The sequence below is a fragment of the Marinovum algicola genome (genome assembly GCF_900109145.1).
Classification (GTDB): Bacteria; Pseudomonadota; Alphaproteobacteria; order Rhodobacterales; family Rhodobacteraceae; genus Marinovum; species Marinovum algicola.
The window spans coordinates 487551-501596 of sequence record NZ_FNYY01000002.1 but is presented as its reverse complement, the minus strand read 5'-3'; the positions used below and the strand labels follow the sequence as shown (position 1 = coordinate 501596).

The following is a 14046-nucleotide window of genomic DNA, read 5'->3' as shown; positions in this document are numbered from 1 at the left end:
GCCCTAACGATCGCGCCCGCCTTCGCCCACCACCACAAACGGCGCCCAGATGCGCGGATGGGCGAACCGATCTTCGCGGGTGTCGGCGAGGATTTCGAGGGCCGAAAGTTGCAGCGCCTCGGCCCGGCTGCGGGCATCGCTGCCATACATCCGTTCGAGCATGCCGGTGGTCAGCACCGAGGCGGCGTAGTCATCGACTGGCCAATGCGACACCAGAATGGCCCGCGCACCGGCATAGATGAAGGCTCGGGCGAGACCCGAGAGACCTTCGGCCCCGGGGCTGCCGTCCGGCCCGGCGGTGTCGCAGGCAGAGAGGATCACCAGATCGGCCGAGAGTTTGAGTTGCGCCGCCTCGGAGGCGGTCAGCAGCGCATCGTCCAGCGCGGTGGGCGTCTCGGGCGGGGTAAAGACCAGCGCGGGCTCGGCCAGCCCCGGCAGCCCGTCGGCCAGAAGCCCGTGGGTGGCAAAGGCCACCACGTCGGCGCGGTTGAGATCATGCGACTTGACGGCGGTTTCGGTGGCGGCGCGGGCGAGGAACACACTGTCCTCGGGGGCGCCCATGGTGGCGGCGAGCCGGCGCAGCTCGCGCGCGGTATTGGGCAGCGGGGCGAGATCGGCGACCCGGCGCACATCCTCATAGACGCCCCGGGTGACGACCTGTGCCGCCTCGGGCGCCGGCGCCCCGTCTTCGGCCGCCAGCCGGTAGCCCAGCAGGGGATCGCCGAAGCCGAGGAAACTGGGCGCTTTCGCGGCGCGCCGGGGCAGGGCCACCTGCCGCAATGCCCGCAGCGCCGAGACATTGGGCAGGCTGGTGAGCGCGTGCCGCTTGAGCAGCCAGTCGGTCTCGCGCAGGGCCTGCGGCGCGGTGTCCGCGCCCTCGGGCGGGCGGGCGACCAGCACGGCGGGCGGCAGCGACGTGAGCGGCCCGTCGAACACCACCATCAGATGGCGCGCGCCGCCGATCACCGGTTCGAGCGGCGCCAGACTGTGTTGATAGATCCGGTGGGCGGCGGCGCGGTCGAAGCCGGGCAATCTCGACGCACGGGCCGCCTTGTTGAGCGAGACGCCGGCCCGGTTGTCCTGGGCCACACGCAACTGGGTGCGCAGGCCCTGGACCAGCGCGCGCAGATCCGCCCGCGCCAGTTCGGCCCGGGTCCAGGCGCTGGCGGTGGGCGAGACCGCCCAGGTGTAAAGGTAGCTGTCGACCGTCATCGTCATCACCAGCGCCTCGTCCGCGCGCAGAAGCGCCTGCACCTCGGCGATGGACAGCGGGGCAGGGTTGGTCAGCTCGCGAAATTCGGGGAAATCGGCCATCAGCTCGACATCGAGTGCCGCCAGCTTGTCGCGGCCCCGGGCAATCTGGGATTGCAGCCGGCTGACCGAAAGCTCGGCCTCGGCGCCGGGCTGGGCAGCCAGCTTGGCCAGGGCCGTGCGCTGGTCCGAGATCGCCTTGGAGATGTCCTGCTGTTCGCGCAGGAGCGCCTCGAGCCCGGCGGTGCCGGCGGCAATCCGGCCGGCGGCCTGGGCCAGGGCCTGTCCGGCAGCCGAGGCCTGGGCGCGCTGGGCGGTGACAAAGACCCGGTCGCGAATCTCGGCCCGCGTCTGGGCCGAAAGCGGCGGGGTCAACACCGACCAGAGGACAATTGCCAGGAAAATGTCACGGATCATGCCGAACCTCCGCGATGGGGCGCAAAACCACTCGGAGCCGCAGTTTCTCACGAAATCCGGCGATTTCAAACCCTCGGAATGGTGACAAAATCAGTGCGATAATCCGGTAAATGCCGACAATCTCAAAACATTCGCAATTCTAAGTGAGCATGTTACGCTGATCTCAGCGAGAGGGAGGAGACGGCGCGAGTCGCGGATTGTTTAGCTTTAAACTATCCGCCATGCGCTGCATGCATGAAGGTTATGCGCCCAGGTCACTACGGGGCGCCGCTCTCTTGTGTTATTGCCTCCCCAGTTGCGAGTGCGCCTGCCCGCAGGCCGTCAGCATCCTGAGCCGCTCCGGGCGGCACTAGGCTGGCGAGATGTAGTTTAGTGTTAAACAATAGCGCGAGGGCTCGCGCGAAAAGGGAAGAGGATATATGACAGACCAGACCTCCGACATCGATCCGATTGAATCCCAGGAATGGCAGGATGCCGTCCAGGACGTGATCGAACGCGACGGTGCCAACCGGGCGCATTTCCTGCTCGACAAGGCAGTGCAACAGGCCCGCGCGGCCGGGGCCACGCTGCCGTTCAGCGCCACGACGCCTTATCAGAACACGATCCCCGTGGACGATCAGTACGAGTTTCCCGGCGATCTGGAAATGGAATGGCGCATCCGCACCATCAACCGCTGGAACGCCATGGCCACGGTTGTCCGCCGCAACAAGGTGTCGAGTGAATATGGCGGCCACATCGCCTCTTTCGCCTCTTCCGCCGCGATGTACGATATCGGTCTCAACCACTTCTGGCGCTCGAAATCCGCGATCCACGGCGGCGACCTGGTGTTCTTTCAGGGCCACGTGATCCCCGGCATCTATGCCCGCTCCTTCATGGAAGGCCGGATCAGCGAAGAACAGTTGGAAAACTTCCGCTCCGAGGTGAACGGCAACGGCCTGTCGTCTTATCCGCACCCCTGGCTGATGCCGGATTACTGGCAGTTCCCGACAGTCAGCATGGGCCTCGGCCCGCTGATGGCGATCTATCAGGCGCGGTTCATGAAATACATGCACAACCGCGGCCACATCGACATGGCCGACCGCAAGGTCTGGTGCTTCCTCGGCGATGGCGAGATGGACGAGCCGGAATCGATTGGCGCGATCCACCTGGCGGCGCGTGAAAAGCTCGACAACCTGATCTTCGTGGTCAACTGCAACCTCCAGCGGCTCGACGGGCCGGTGCGCGGCAACGGCAAGATCGTGCAGGAGCTCGAAGGCAACTTCCGCGGTTCGGGATGGAACGTCATCAAGCTGCTCTGGGGCAAGGGCTGGGACGACCTGCTGGAGCGCGACACGACCGGCAAGCTGCGCCAGTTGATGGATGAAACCGTCGATGGCGACTACCAGACCTTCAAGTCGAAGGACGGCGCCTATATCCGCAAGCATTTCTTCGGCAAATACCCCGAGACGGCGGCGCTGGTCGAGGATTGGACCGACGATCAGATCTGGGCGCTGCGCCGCGGCGGGCACGATCCGCAGAAGGTCTATACCGCCTTCAAGAAGGCGACCGAGACCAAGGATCAGCCGGTCTGCCTGCTGGTCAAGACGGTCAAGGGCCACGGCATGGGCTCGGCCGGCGAAGGCCAGAACACCACCCACCAGCAGAAGAAGCTGAACGAGGACCAGCTGCGCGCCTTCCGCGACCGCTTCAAAATCCCGGTCAGCGACGAAGACGTTGCCAAGGCGCCCTTCGTGGCGTTGAACAACGCGCAAAAGGCCTATCTGGCCGACCGCCGCAAGGCGCTGGGCGGTGAGTTCCCGAAACGGACCTCGGATGCGCCCAAGCTGGAAATCCCCGGGATCGAGAAATTCAAGGGCCAGCTCGAAGGCACCGGCGAGCGCGAAATCTCGACCACCATGGCCTTTGTGCGGATCCTGACGACCCTGCTTCGGGACAAGCAGATCGGCAAGCATGTGGTGCCGATCGTGCCCGACGAAAGCCGGACCTTCGGCATGGAGGGCCTGTTCCGCTCGGTGGGGATCTACAACCCGCTGGGGCAGAAATACACGCCGCAGGACGCCGACCAGATGTCCTATTACAAGGAATCGGAAAGCGGCCAGGTGCTTCAGGAAGGCATCAACGAGGCCGGCGCCATGGCCGACTGGATCGCGGCGGCGACGTCCTATTCCAACCACGGCGTGCCGATGATCCCGTTCTACATCTACTACTCGATGTTCGGCTTCCAGCGGATCGGCGATCTGGCCTGGGCGGCGGGCGACAGCCGCGCGCGCGGCTTCATGCTGGGCGGTACTGCCGGGCGCACCACGCTGAACGGCGAGGGGCTCCAGCACGAGGACGGTCACAGCCACATCCTGGCCTCGACCATTCCGAACTGCATCACCTATGACCCGACCTTCCAGTTCGAGGTTGCGGTGATCGTGCATCACGGGCTCAAGCGGATGTATCAGGATCAGGAAGACGTGTTCTTCTATCTGACCCTGATGAACGAGAACTACAGCCACCCCGACATGCCGATGGGCGTCGAGGAGGACATCATCAAGGGGCTCTACCGCTTCTCGAAGGTCGAGAAACCGGGCAAGAAGCACGTCAACCTGATGGGCTCCGGCACGATCCTCGTGCAGGTGATGAAGGCGGCGGAAATGCTGAAGGAAGATTTCGGCGTGACCTCCGACATCTGGTCGGCCCCGAGCTTCAACGAGCTGGCCCGCGACATGCAGGATTGCATGCGTCACAACCGGCTGAACCCGCTGGCTGACGAGAAAGAGCCCTTTGTGACCAAACAGCTGTCACAGGCCAAAGGCCCGATCGTCGTCGCCACCGACTACATGAAGAACTTTGCCGAGCAGATCCGGGCGGCGGTGCCGAACCGCTATACCGTTCTGGGCACGGACGGCTTTGGCCGCTCCGACAGCCGGGTCAATCTGCGGCGCTTCTTCGAGGTGGACGCCAATCACATCGCCGCCGCGGCCATGGTCGATCTGCACCGCGAAGGCGCGGTCAGCAAGGCCGACGTGGAGAAGGCGCTCAAGAAATACGAAATTGACGGCGACAAGCCGAACCCGCGTCTGGTGTAAGCGGGAAGGAGGAACAGTAATATGGCAATTGAAGTAAACGTCCCCGACATCGGCGATTTCACCGATGTCCCCGTCCTTACCGTGCTGGTCTCCGTCGGTGACACGGTGTCCGAAGAAGACCCGCTGATCGAGCTGGAAAGCGACAAGGCGACGATGGAAGTGCCGTCGCCCGCCGCCGGCAAGGTCAAGGAGATCAAGATCTCCGAGGGCGACACCGTCTCCGAAGGCACGCTGATCATGGTGCTGGAAGGCGAAGACGCAGGTTCGGCCGAGGCCGCGCCCAAGGAAGAGGCCGAGCCGGCCGAAGAGGCGCCGAAGGCCGCCGCACCCGCCGCCGGTGCCACGCCGGCACAATCCACCGCCCCGGCGCCGGTCACCGATGCGGGCTTTGGCAAGGCGCATGCCTCGCCATCGGTGCGCGCCTTTGCCCGCCAGCTCGAGATCGATCTGGCCAAGGTCAACGGCTCGGGCCGCAAGGGCCGTATCCTGCGCGAGGATGTGACCAACTATCTCAAATCCACCACCGCGGCTGCTCCGGCAGGGGCGAGCGGCGGCGCGCAGGGCGGCATGGGCATCCCGCCGATCCCGGCGGTCGACTTCTCGAAGTTCGGCCCGGTGGAAGAGGTGGAGATGAGCCGGATCAAGAAGATCTCGGGCCCCGCGCTGCACCGCTCCTGGCTCAACATCCCGCATGTCACCCACAACGACGAAGCGGACATCACCGAGCTGGACAAGTACCGCAAGGAGATGGACACCCAGGCCAAGGAAGAGGGCTATCGCGTCACGTTGCTCAGCTTCGTGATCAAGGCGTCCGTCTCGGCGCTGAAACAACACTGGGAGTTCAATTCGTCGATCCATCCCGACGGCGACAAGCTGATCAAGAAGGACTTCTACAACATCGGCTTTGCGGCCGACACGCCCAACGGGCTGATGGTGCCGGTGATCAACGACGCCGACCGCAAGGGGCTGGTGGAGATCTCGAAAGAGCTGATGTCGCTGTCCAAGGCCGCACGCGAAGGCGAGCTGAAGTCCAAGGACATGCAGGGCGCGACCTTCACCATCTCGTCGCTGGGCGGCATCGGCGGCACCTCCTTCACCCCGATCGTCAACGCGCCCGAGGTGGCCATTCTCGGCCTTACCCGCTCCAAGATGGCGCCGGTCTGGAACGGCGAGGAGTTCAAGCCGCGCCTGATGCAGCCTCTGTCGCTGTCGTACGACCACCGTGCCGTCGATGGCGCGCTTGCCGCACGCTTCTGCGTGACGCTCAAGACGCTGCTTGGCGATATGCGCAAGTTGATGTGGTAAGGAGATAATCAGATGGAAGTCAAAGTACCCGATATCGGTGATTTCTCCGACGTCCCCGTTCTCACCGTTCTGGTCTCTGTCGGCGACACGGTCGCCGCAGAGGACCCGCTGATCGAGCTGGAAAGCGACAAGGCGACGATGGAAGTGCCGTCGCCTGCCGCCGGCAAGGTCACGGAAATCAAGGTCGCCGAGGGTGACAAGGTCTCCGAAGGGTCGGTCATCATGGTGCTGGAAAGCGCCGATGGCGAGGAGGACAAGCCCTCCCCGGCCTCCGAGCCGGGGCCGCGCACCGCCGAAGACAGCGCCCCCAAGGCCGTCGAAGCCACCGGCAGCGCCTCTGGCAAGGGCGACATTCACGCCGAGGTGGTCGTTCTGGGCTCCGGCCCCGGCGGCTACACGGCGGCCTTCCGCGCCGCCGACCTGGGCAAGAAGGTGGTGATGATCGAGAAATATCCCTCGCTCGGCGGGGTCTGCCTGAACGTCGGCTGTATCCCGTCGAAGGCGCTCTTGCACGTTGCCAAGGTGATCACCGAGGCCGAGGAGATGGGTGCGCATGGCGTGTCCTTCTCCAAGCCCGAGGTCGATCTCGACGAGTTGCGCGCCTTCAAGGACAAGGTGGTCGGCCAGCTCACCGGCGGGCTGAAAGGCCTCTCCAAGGGCCGCAAGGTCGAGGTGGTGCAGGGCTATGGCAAGTTCACCGGCCCCAACATGATCGCCGTCGAAGGCGACGATGGCACCAAGACGGTGTCGTTCGATCAATGCATCATCGCCGCCGGCTCGGAACCGGTGAACTTGCCGTTCATTCCGCATGACGACGAGCGGGTGATCGACTCGACCGGCGCGCTCGAGCTGAAGGACATCCCGAAACGGATGCTGGTTCTGGGCGGCGGCATCATCGGTCTGGAGATGGCCTGTGTCTACGATGCGCTGGGCTCCAAAATCACGGTCGTCGAGCTGATGGACCAGATCATCCCTGGCGCCGACAAGGACATCGTCAAACCGCTGCACAAGCGGATCGAGGGCCGCTACGAAAACATCATGCTCAAGACCAAGGTGACGGATGTGAAGGCCCAGAAGAACGGGCTGAAGGTCACCTTCGAGAACGAGAAGGGCGAAGAGAGCGCCGGTATTTTCGACAAGGTGCTTGTCGCCGTGGGGCGCAAGCCCAATGGCAAGCTGATCGACGCCGAGAAGGCCGGTGTCGCGGTCGATGATCGCGGCTTCATCGCGGTCGATGCCCAGCAGCGCACCGGTGTGAACCACATCTTTGCCATCGGCGATGTGGTGGGCCAGCCGATGCTGGCGCACAAGGCGGTGCATGAAGGCAAGGTCGCGGCCGAGGTCTGTGCCGGCCAGAACCGGCATTTCGACGCCCGGCTCATTCCTTCGGTGGCCTATACCGACCCGGAAGTGGCTTGGGCCGGCATGACCGAGACCGAGGCCAAGGCGCGCGGCGTGAAATACGAAAAGGGCGTCTTCCCCTGGGCGGCCTCGGGCAAGGCGCTGTCGAACGGGCGCTCCGAGGGTATGACCAAGCTGCTGTTTGATCCCGAGGACGACCGGATCATCGGCGGGCTGATCGTCGGCACCAATGCCGGCGACCTGATCTCCGAGGTGGCGCTGGCGATCGAGATGGGGGCGGATGCGGTCGACCTCGGCCACACCATCCACCCGCATCCGACGCTCAGCGAGACGGTGAACTTTGCCGCCGAGATGTTCGAAGGCACGATCACCGACCTGATGCCGCCGAAGAAGAAAAAGAAGCACTGAGCGTGCCTCTGTAGGAAAGCGAAAGGACCGGGCAGCGCGCCCGGTCCTTTTTTGTCGCCACGCGGCTCTGGAAACAAAAGCGCCCCGGACATGATCCGGGGCCTCGTGATCGCGATGCGCAGGGGCAGGAGATGTCCCGGGGCAGGCCCGGGACGGGCAGGGGATCAGGCGACGTTTTCGAGCTTGGTTTTCGGCGTCACACCCAGGGCGAAACAGACATCGCGGGTCAGTTCCGGCCGGTTCAGCGTGTAGAAATGCAGCGCATCGACACCTTCGCTCACCAGCGTGTCGCACATTTCGGTGCAAAGCGCGGTGGCCAGAAGATCTTGACGATCGTCCCGCAGGGCCTTGTCAAAGGCATCCTCGAGCCAGGCCGGCACCGGCGTGCCGCAGCCCTTGGCGAATTTGCGCACGCCTTTCCAGTTCTCGATCGGCAGGATCCCCGGCACGACCGGCGCGGTGATGCCGGCGGCCGCACAGCGGTCGCGGAAGCGCAGGAAGGTTTCGGCCTCGAAGAAGAACTGCGTCAGCGCCTCGTCTGCACCGGCGTCAAGCTTGCGCTTGAGCCAGTCGATGTCCGCCTGATCGTCGGCCGCCTCGGGGTGCTTGTCGGGATAGGCGCCGACGCGGATGGTGAAATCGCCGCTGTCCTTGAGCGCCGCAATCAGCTCGCAGCTGTCGGCAAAGCCCTCCGCATGGGGCACGAACCGGTCGACGCCTTTCGGCGGATCGCCCCGCAGCGCGACAATGTCATTCACCCCGGCCTTGGCGAATTCGCCGGCAATGCCAAGGGTTTCCTCGCGGCTGGCATCGACGCACGTGAGATGCGCCGCAACCTTGAGGCCGGAGGATTTGTGCAGCGTCGACACCGCATCGCGGGTCAGTTCGCGGGTGGTGCCACCGGCACCATAGGTGACCGAGACAAAGCGCGGTTCCAGCGGGGCCAGCACCTGAACCGTGTCCCAGAGCCGGAAGGAGGCTTCGAGATCACGCGGCGGGAAGAATTCGAATGATACGGCGGGAGCACTCATGGGTTACGATTCCTGTCAAAGTTTCCTCCTTGTCGCAAATGCGCGCATGTGAGACAAACTCATAAATCTCATCACCATTATGAGCTGGACCATAGGATGCACATCGAGTTTCGCCATCTGCGCACCATCAAGGCCATTCACGAGGCCGGCGGGCTGGCACGCGCGGCCGATCAGCTCAACATCACGCAATCGGCGCTGAGCCATCAGATCAAGGGGCTCGAGGATCAGGCCGGGGTCGAGCTCTTCGTGCGGCGCTCGAAGCCGATGAAGCTTTCGGCGGCGGGGCTGCGGCTGTTGCGTGCGGCCGAGCGTATCCTGCCGGAAATCGAGAAGTTGCAGGACGAGTTTTCGGGGCTGCGCGATGGCAAATCCGGGCGGCTGCACATCGCCATCGAATGCCACGCCTGCTTCGAATGGCTGTTTCCGGTGCTCGAGGCCTTTCGCAAATCCTGGCCCGATGTCGATGTCGATATCCGCCCGGGCCTGGCTTTCGATGCGCTGCCGGCCTTGCAGAAGGAAGAGGTCGATCTGGTGGTCTCCTCCGATCCAGAGAGCCTGCCGCATGTGGAGTTTTCCGAGCTTTTCGACTATGCGCCGGTCTTCGTCGCCTCCAAGGATCACCCGCTGGCGGCGAAATCTTATGTCGACGCCGAGGATTTTCGCGGGCAGACCCTGATCACCTATCCGGTCGAACGCACCCGTCTCGACGTTTTCAGCCAGCTGCTGATCCCCGCGCGGGTCGAGCCGGCGGCAGTGCGCCAGGCCGAGCTGACGGCGGTGATCCTGCTGCTGGTGGCGTCAAATCGCGGCATTTCGGTGCTGCCCGATTGGGTGGTGCGCGAGGTGAAATACAATTCCGATTACGTCACCCGGCCGCTGACGAAAAACGGACTGACCCGCACGCTTTATGCCGCCACGCGCTCCGAGGACGTGGACAAGCCCTACATGCAGGAACTGATTGCGCTCGCCCGGTCCGAGGCGGCGCGGCTCCAGGCGGCCTGAGAAAACAGGGCCTTGGGCAAGGAGGCCCGGCAAAAGGCCGAGGAGAGACCCCTCAAGCCCGGCCGGGCTTTCCTTGCAGTTTTTGGAGGATCAAACCAGCTTGAGATCGGCCGCCATCTGGCGCCCGTCGCGGCCATCTTCCAGCGCGTATTCCACCTTCTGATTGTCCGCCAGCCCGGTCAGACCGGACCGCTGCACGGCTGAAATATGAACGAAAACGTCCTTGCCGCCTTCGCTCGGTTCGATGAATCCATAACCTTTTGTGGTGTTGAACCACTTCACGGTGCCCGTCGGCATGTCCGCGTCTCCTTCAATCTTGCCTTGCCGGAGGTGTCCAGACCTCCGGGTCTTGTCCGTCACAGCCGCCTTTCATGCCCCCGGGCCCGAGAAACCCCGCCCCCAATCGCCTGATTGTCGAAAGTCACGTAGGGGCAAGGATTGCACGCCTTTGTAAAAAATCAAGAACAAGCACTGGCCGCGCCGCGCTTGCGTGATAATTTGCGGAAAAATCCCGGAGGCCTCGATGCAGCTATTTGGACTGAAAACCTGTGACACCTGCCGCAAGGCGCTGAAAGCCTTGCCGAATGCAGAGTTTGTTGATGTCCGCGCCGAGGGCGTGCCGGCCGAGGTGCTGCGCCGCGCAATTGGGCAGTTCGGCGAAAAAGTGATCAACACCCGTTCCACCACCTGGCGTGGATTGTCCGAAACAGAGCGTTCGGCGCCGCCGGAAACGCTTCTGGCCACACATCCGACGCTGATGAAGCGGCCGCTGATCGTCGAGGGCGACCGGATGTATCTTGGCTGGGCCAAGGAGGTTCAGTCCGAGCTGGCAGGCTAGGGGGAAGACCGCCGCCGAATTCCCGGCTTGGAACCGTGGCGGCGATTGCCTACCTCGACATCAGGCAACATCAGGAGACTCCATGCGCAATGCAGCATCGACCCTGGGCGTGATCGGCGGCATCATCGCCATGATCGTCGGGTTTTTCAGCTACGGCTATACCGAGGTCGTCGACCGCTATGGCGAGATCGAGGGGCTGGCGCGGCAGTTCTCCAATGTCGAGCTGATCCGCGCCGCGGCCGTTCTTTCGCCGCTGCTCGCGATTGCCGGCGGGGCCATGGCCAAGGCGCGCGCGCTCTGGGGCGGGGTGCTGATGCTGCTGGCCTGCGGGCTGATGTATGTGGCCTATGGGTTCAACGTCGGCACCATGTTTCCGATCGCCTTTACCGGGCTGGGCGGTGTGCTGGCGCTGCTCGCCGGCAAACCCGACGAACCCAAGGCGCATTTCTGACCGATGGCGGTGTCCTACCCCAGGATCGGCGCGCTGGCCGTGGTGCTTGACGGCGACAGCGTGCTGCTTGTGCGCCGCGCCGCGCACAAGCCCGACGCCGGGCTCTGGGGGTTTCCCGGCGGCCATGTGGAGCCGGGCGAAACCGTCCATGCCGCCGCCGCGCGCGAACTGCTGGAAGAAACTTGCCTTTGCGCCACGCCGGTGGAAACCCTCACCCATCTCGACCTGATCCGCCATGACGCCGAGGGTACGCTGCTCTTTCACTACCTTCTGGTCGCCGTGCGCTGTGCCACCCCGGTCGGAACGCTTGCCGCCTGCGACGATGCCGCTGAGGCCGCTTGGCATCCCGTCGATCACGTGTTGCGCGGCGCGCTGCCGCTCAGCCGCGATGTCGATACCGTGCTGCGCCGGGCGCTGGAGCGTTGAGCGATGTGCGTGGTTTCGCCGATCCCGCGGCGCGGGGCTGGAGCCGCGCCGGCGAATGCACTACCTCACCCGGCAACGAAGGAGAATTGACATGCGTTATCTGATTGTGACCTGCCTCGCGCTCTTGCCCGGCGCCACGCTCGCTGCCAATCCCGACTGCGAGGTGATGGGCGGCATCGTCGACAAGATCGTCGCCGAACGGGTCGAGGGCACCGAGATGATGGCCGCGATGGAGACCGTTGCCGCCGATTACACCGGCGATCAGGAACGGTTTGTCGGCACCATCCCGCATCTGACGGATTGGGTCTACAACGGCCTGCCGGAAGAGCATCTGACCGCCGAGGCCGGGCAGGCTTTTGCCACCCAGTGCGCGGCACAGTAACCGGGCGGACTCGACTCTTCGCGTGGCAGGGCCAATATAAGACCCCATGAGCCTGCCCCCCGGATTCCTCGATGAACTGCGCACCCGCCTGTCGCTTGTCGACGTGGTCGGCCGCAAGGTCATGTGGGATGCCCGCAAGAGCAATCAGGGCAAGGGCGACATGTGGGCGCCTTGCCCCTTTCACCACGAAAAAAGCGCGTCTTTCCATGTGGATGACCGCAAGGGCTTTTACTATTGCTTTGGCTGCCACGCCAAGGGCGACGCGATTTCCTTTGTTCGCGAGACAGAGAATGTCGGCTTCATGGAGGCGGTGGAAATCCTTGCCGGCGAGGCCGGCCTGCCGATGCCCGCCCGCGACCCGCAGGCTCAGCAGAAGGCCGACCGCCGTACCGTCCTGAGCGAGGTGATGGAACAGGCGGTGCAATTCTTCCGGCTGCAACTGCGCACCGGGGCGGCGGGGGCGGCGCGCGCCTACCTCGACCGGCGCGGACTGGCACCGGCCACCCTCGAACGCTTCGAGATCGGCTTTGCCCCCGACAGCTGGCAGGGCCTCTGGGATCACCTGCGCGCCAAGGATGTGTCGGAAGAGCTGATCCTTGCCGCCGGCCTGGCGCGGCCCAGCCAGAAGGGCGGGCGGCCTTATGACACCTTTCGCGGCCGCATCATCTTTCCGATCCGCGATGCGCGGGGCCGGGCGATTGCCTTTGGTGGCCGGGCGATGGACCCCAACGACAACGCCAAATACCTGAACTCGCCGGAAACCGAGCTCTTCGACAAGAGTCGCAACCTCTACAACATCGGCCCCGCCCGCGAGGCCTGTGGCAAGGGGCTGCCGCTGATTGTCGCCGAAGGCTACATGGATGTGATCGCGCTGGTCGAGGCCGGTTTCGGCGGGGCGGTGGCGCCGCTTGGCACCGCGGTGACCGAAGAGCAGCTGCGGCTGATGTGGCGGATGGCGGACGAGCCGATCATCGCGCTCGACGGGGACACCGCCGGCCTGCGCGCCGCGCATCGGGTGATCGACCTGGCGCTGCCGCTGCTCGAGGCCGGCAAATCGCTGCGGTTCGCGCTGATGCCGGAAGGGCAGGATCCTGACGATCTGCTGCGCGCCAAGGGGGCCAAGGCGGTGCAGGCGCTGCTCGATCAGGCGCTGCCGATGGTGCAGCTGCTGTGGCGACGCGAAACCGAAGGCAAGGTGCTCGACAGCCCCGAGCGCAAGGCGGCGCTGGACAAGGCGTTGCGCGAAAAGATCACCCGGATCACCGATCCTTCGATCCGAAGCCATTACGGCCAGGAAATCAAGGAATTGCGCTGGCAGCTGTTCTCCGCCGGCCGACGCAAGCCGGCACCGGGCCAGAAGCGCCCGCCGTGGAAGCCCGGCCAGAAACGCTGGGCCCCGCCAGAGCCGCCGCGCGCCGGCACCAAGGCGTCGCTTCTGGCTGCCGCCGATGAGGCCGCCTTTACCGCGATGCGCGAGGCGGTAATCCTTGCCGCCGCGATCCGCACTCCGGCGGTGGTGCAGAAATTCGAACATGCCCTGGAGAACCTCGACTGCGCGACCCCCGAACATGCCCGCCTGCGCGATCTGATCCTGCGCCATGCCGAGCGTGGCGCCGAGGCGCTTTGTGAAGAAATCGAACATGCCCTGGGTCATGATGCCCTTGAAAATCTGCTCGCCATGCGCCATGTGGCAATCATCCCGTGCATCCGCAAACCCGGCGATATCGATCTGGCCCGCATGACATTGGCTGAAGAATTCGCAAAACTCACCGCGCATCACGGATTGCAGGCCGAGATCGAAGAGGCCGCCGAAGACCTGGGTCACGTGTCCGACGAAGCGGTGACATGGCGGTTGGGGCAGGCGGCCGAGGCGCGCAACCGCGCCGCGTCGGGCTCGCAGGAAGACAACACGGAATATGACACCGGACCCAATGGCGCGCGAATCAATCGGGACGAACGCAACAGACTGAACGCCCTTCTCGACCAGATCGCGCATGCCAAACCGCGCAAATGATGCGGTTTGGAGAGGAAATTGTAGATAATTCGGCGTAGAACGCTGCACGAATCGCTCAGATTCGTTAATGATTCGGATAAGCGAA

General features: G+C 64.4%; 12 protein-coding genes. 9 read left to right on the top strand and 3 right to left on the bottom strand.

Features of this window, described 5'->3' with window-relative positions; all coding sequences use genetic code 11:
* Window positions 1-3: 3 nt before the first annotated feature.
* Entirely contained in the window at window positions 4-1668 is a 1665-nt protein-coding gene (locus BMW90_RS05330) for a CHAT domain-containing protein (protein WP_074835382.1), read from the bottom strand.
* Window positions 1669-2087: 419 nt separating this feature from the next.
* Here BMW90_RS05330 and aceE point away from each other — a divergent pair, with 419 nt between their 5' ends.
* Genes aceE through lpdA form a run of 3 tightly spaced genes read left to right on the top strand, consistent with a single transcriptional unit; the run spans window position 2088 to window position 7817 of the window.
* Window positions 2088-4742, top strand: coding sequence for a pyruvate dehydrogenase (acetyl-transferring), homodimeric type (gene aceE, locus BMW90_RS05325; protein ID WP_048530536.1), 2655 nt, complete (start codon window positions 2088-2090; stop codon window positions 4740-4742).
* Window positions 4743-4763: 21 nt separating this feature from the next.
* Window positions 4764-6047, top strand: coding sequence for a dihydrolipoyllysine-residue acetyltransferase (gene aceF / locus BMW90_RS05320; protein ID WP_074835381.1), 1284 nt, complete (start codon window positions 4764-4766; stop codon window positions 6045-6047).
* Window positions 6048-6059: 12 nt separating this feature from the next.
* A complete protein-coding gene (gene lpdA / locus BMW90_RS05315; protein WP_074835379.1) occupies window positions 6060-7817 on the top strand; it encodes a dihydrolipoyl dehydrogenase in 1758 nt (585 codons plus the stop codon).
* A 164-nt stretch (window positions 7818-7981) separates the two neighbouring features.
* Here lpdA and metF read toward each other — a convergent pair whose 3' ends face one another.
* Window positions 7982-8848 carry a methylenetetrahydrofolate reductase [NAD(P)H] gene (gene metF, locus BMW90_RS05310; protein WP_048530541.1) on the bottom strand — a complete coding sequence of 289 codons (867 nt, stop codon included), beginning with the start codon at window positions 8846-8848 and terminating at the stop codon, window positions 7982-7984.
* 96 nt (window positions 8849-8944) lie between these two features.
* On the opposite strand from metF, the gene BMW90_RS05305 reads away from it, so the two are divergent.
* The gene (locus tag BMW90_RS05305; protein WP_048530543.1) at window positions 8945-9850 is read left to right on the top strand and encodes a LysR family transcriptional regulator; all 906 of its coding nucleotides are present in this window, start codon (window positions 8945-8947) and stop codon (window positions 9848-9850) included.
* A gap of 90 nt (window positions 9851-9940) precedes the next feature.
* On the opposite strand, the gene BMW90_RS05300 is transcribed toward BMW90_RS05305, so the two are convergent.
* Window positions 9941-10147 carry a cold-shock protein gene (locus BMW90_RS05300; RefSeq protein ID WP_048530545.1) on the bottom strand — a complete coding sequence of 69 codons (207 nt, stop codon included), beginning with the start codon at window positions 10145-10147 and terminating at the stop codon, window positions 9941-9943.
* A gap of 226 nt (window positions 10148-10373) precedes the next feature.
* On the opposite strand from BMW90_RS05300, the gene BMW90_RS05295 reads away from it, so the two are divergent.
* The 5 genes from BMW90_RS05295 (at window position 10374) to dnaG (ending at window position 13961) form a co-directional block, all read left to right on the top strand.
* Window positions 10374-10688, top strand: coding sequence for an arsenate reductase family protein (locus tag BMW90_RS05295; protein ID WP_048530547.1), 315 nt, complete (start codon window positions 10374-10376; stop codon window positions 10686-10688).
* 82 nt (window positions 10689-10770) lie between these two features.
* Complete coding sequence (locus BMW90_RS05290; RefSeq protein ID WP_048530549.1) at window positions 10771-11139, top strand: hypothetical protein; 369 nt, start codon at window positions 10771-10773, stop codon at window positions 11137-11139.
* A 3-nt stretch (window positions 11140-11142) separates the two neighbouring features.
* A complete protein-coding gene (locus BMW90_RS05285) occupies window positions 11143-11565 on the top strand; it encodes an NUDIX hydrolase (RefSeq protein WP_074835377.1) in 423 nt (140 codons plus the stop codon).
* A 91-nt stretch (window positions 11566-11656) separates the two neighbouring features.
* On the top strand, window positions 11657-11947 hold the full coding sequence (locus BMW90_RS05280) for a hypothetical protein (RefSeq protein WP_048530553.1): 291 nt from the start codon (window positions 11657-11659) through the stop codon (window positions 11945-11947).
* Window positions 11948-11993: 46 nt separating this feature from the next.
* Complete coding sequence (gene dnaG / locus BMW90_RS05275) at window positions 11994-13961, top strand: DNA primase (protein ID WP_074835376.1); 1968 nt, start codon at window positions 11994-11996, stop codon at window positions 13959-13961.
* Window positions 13962-14046 lie beyond the last annotated feature (85 nt).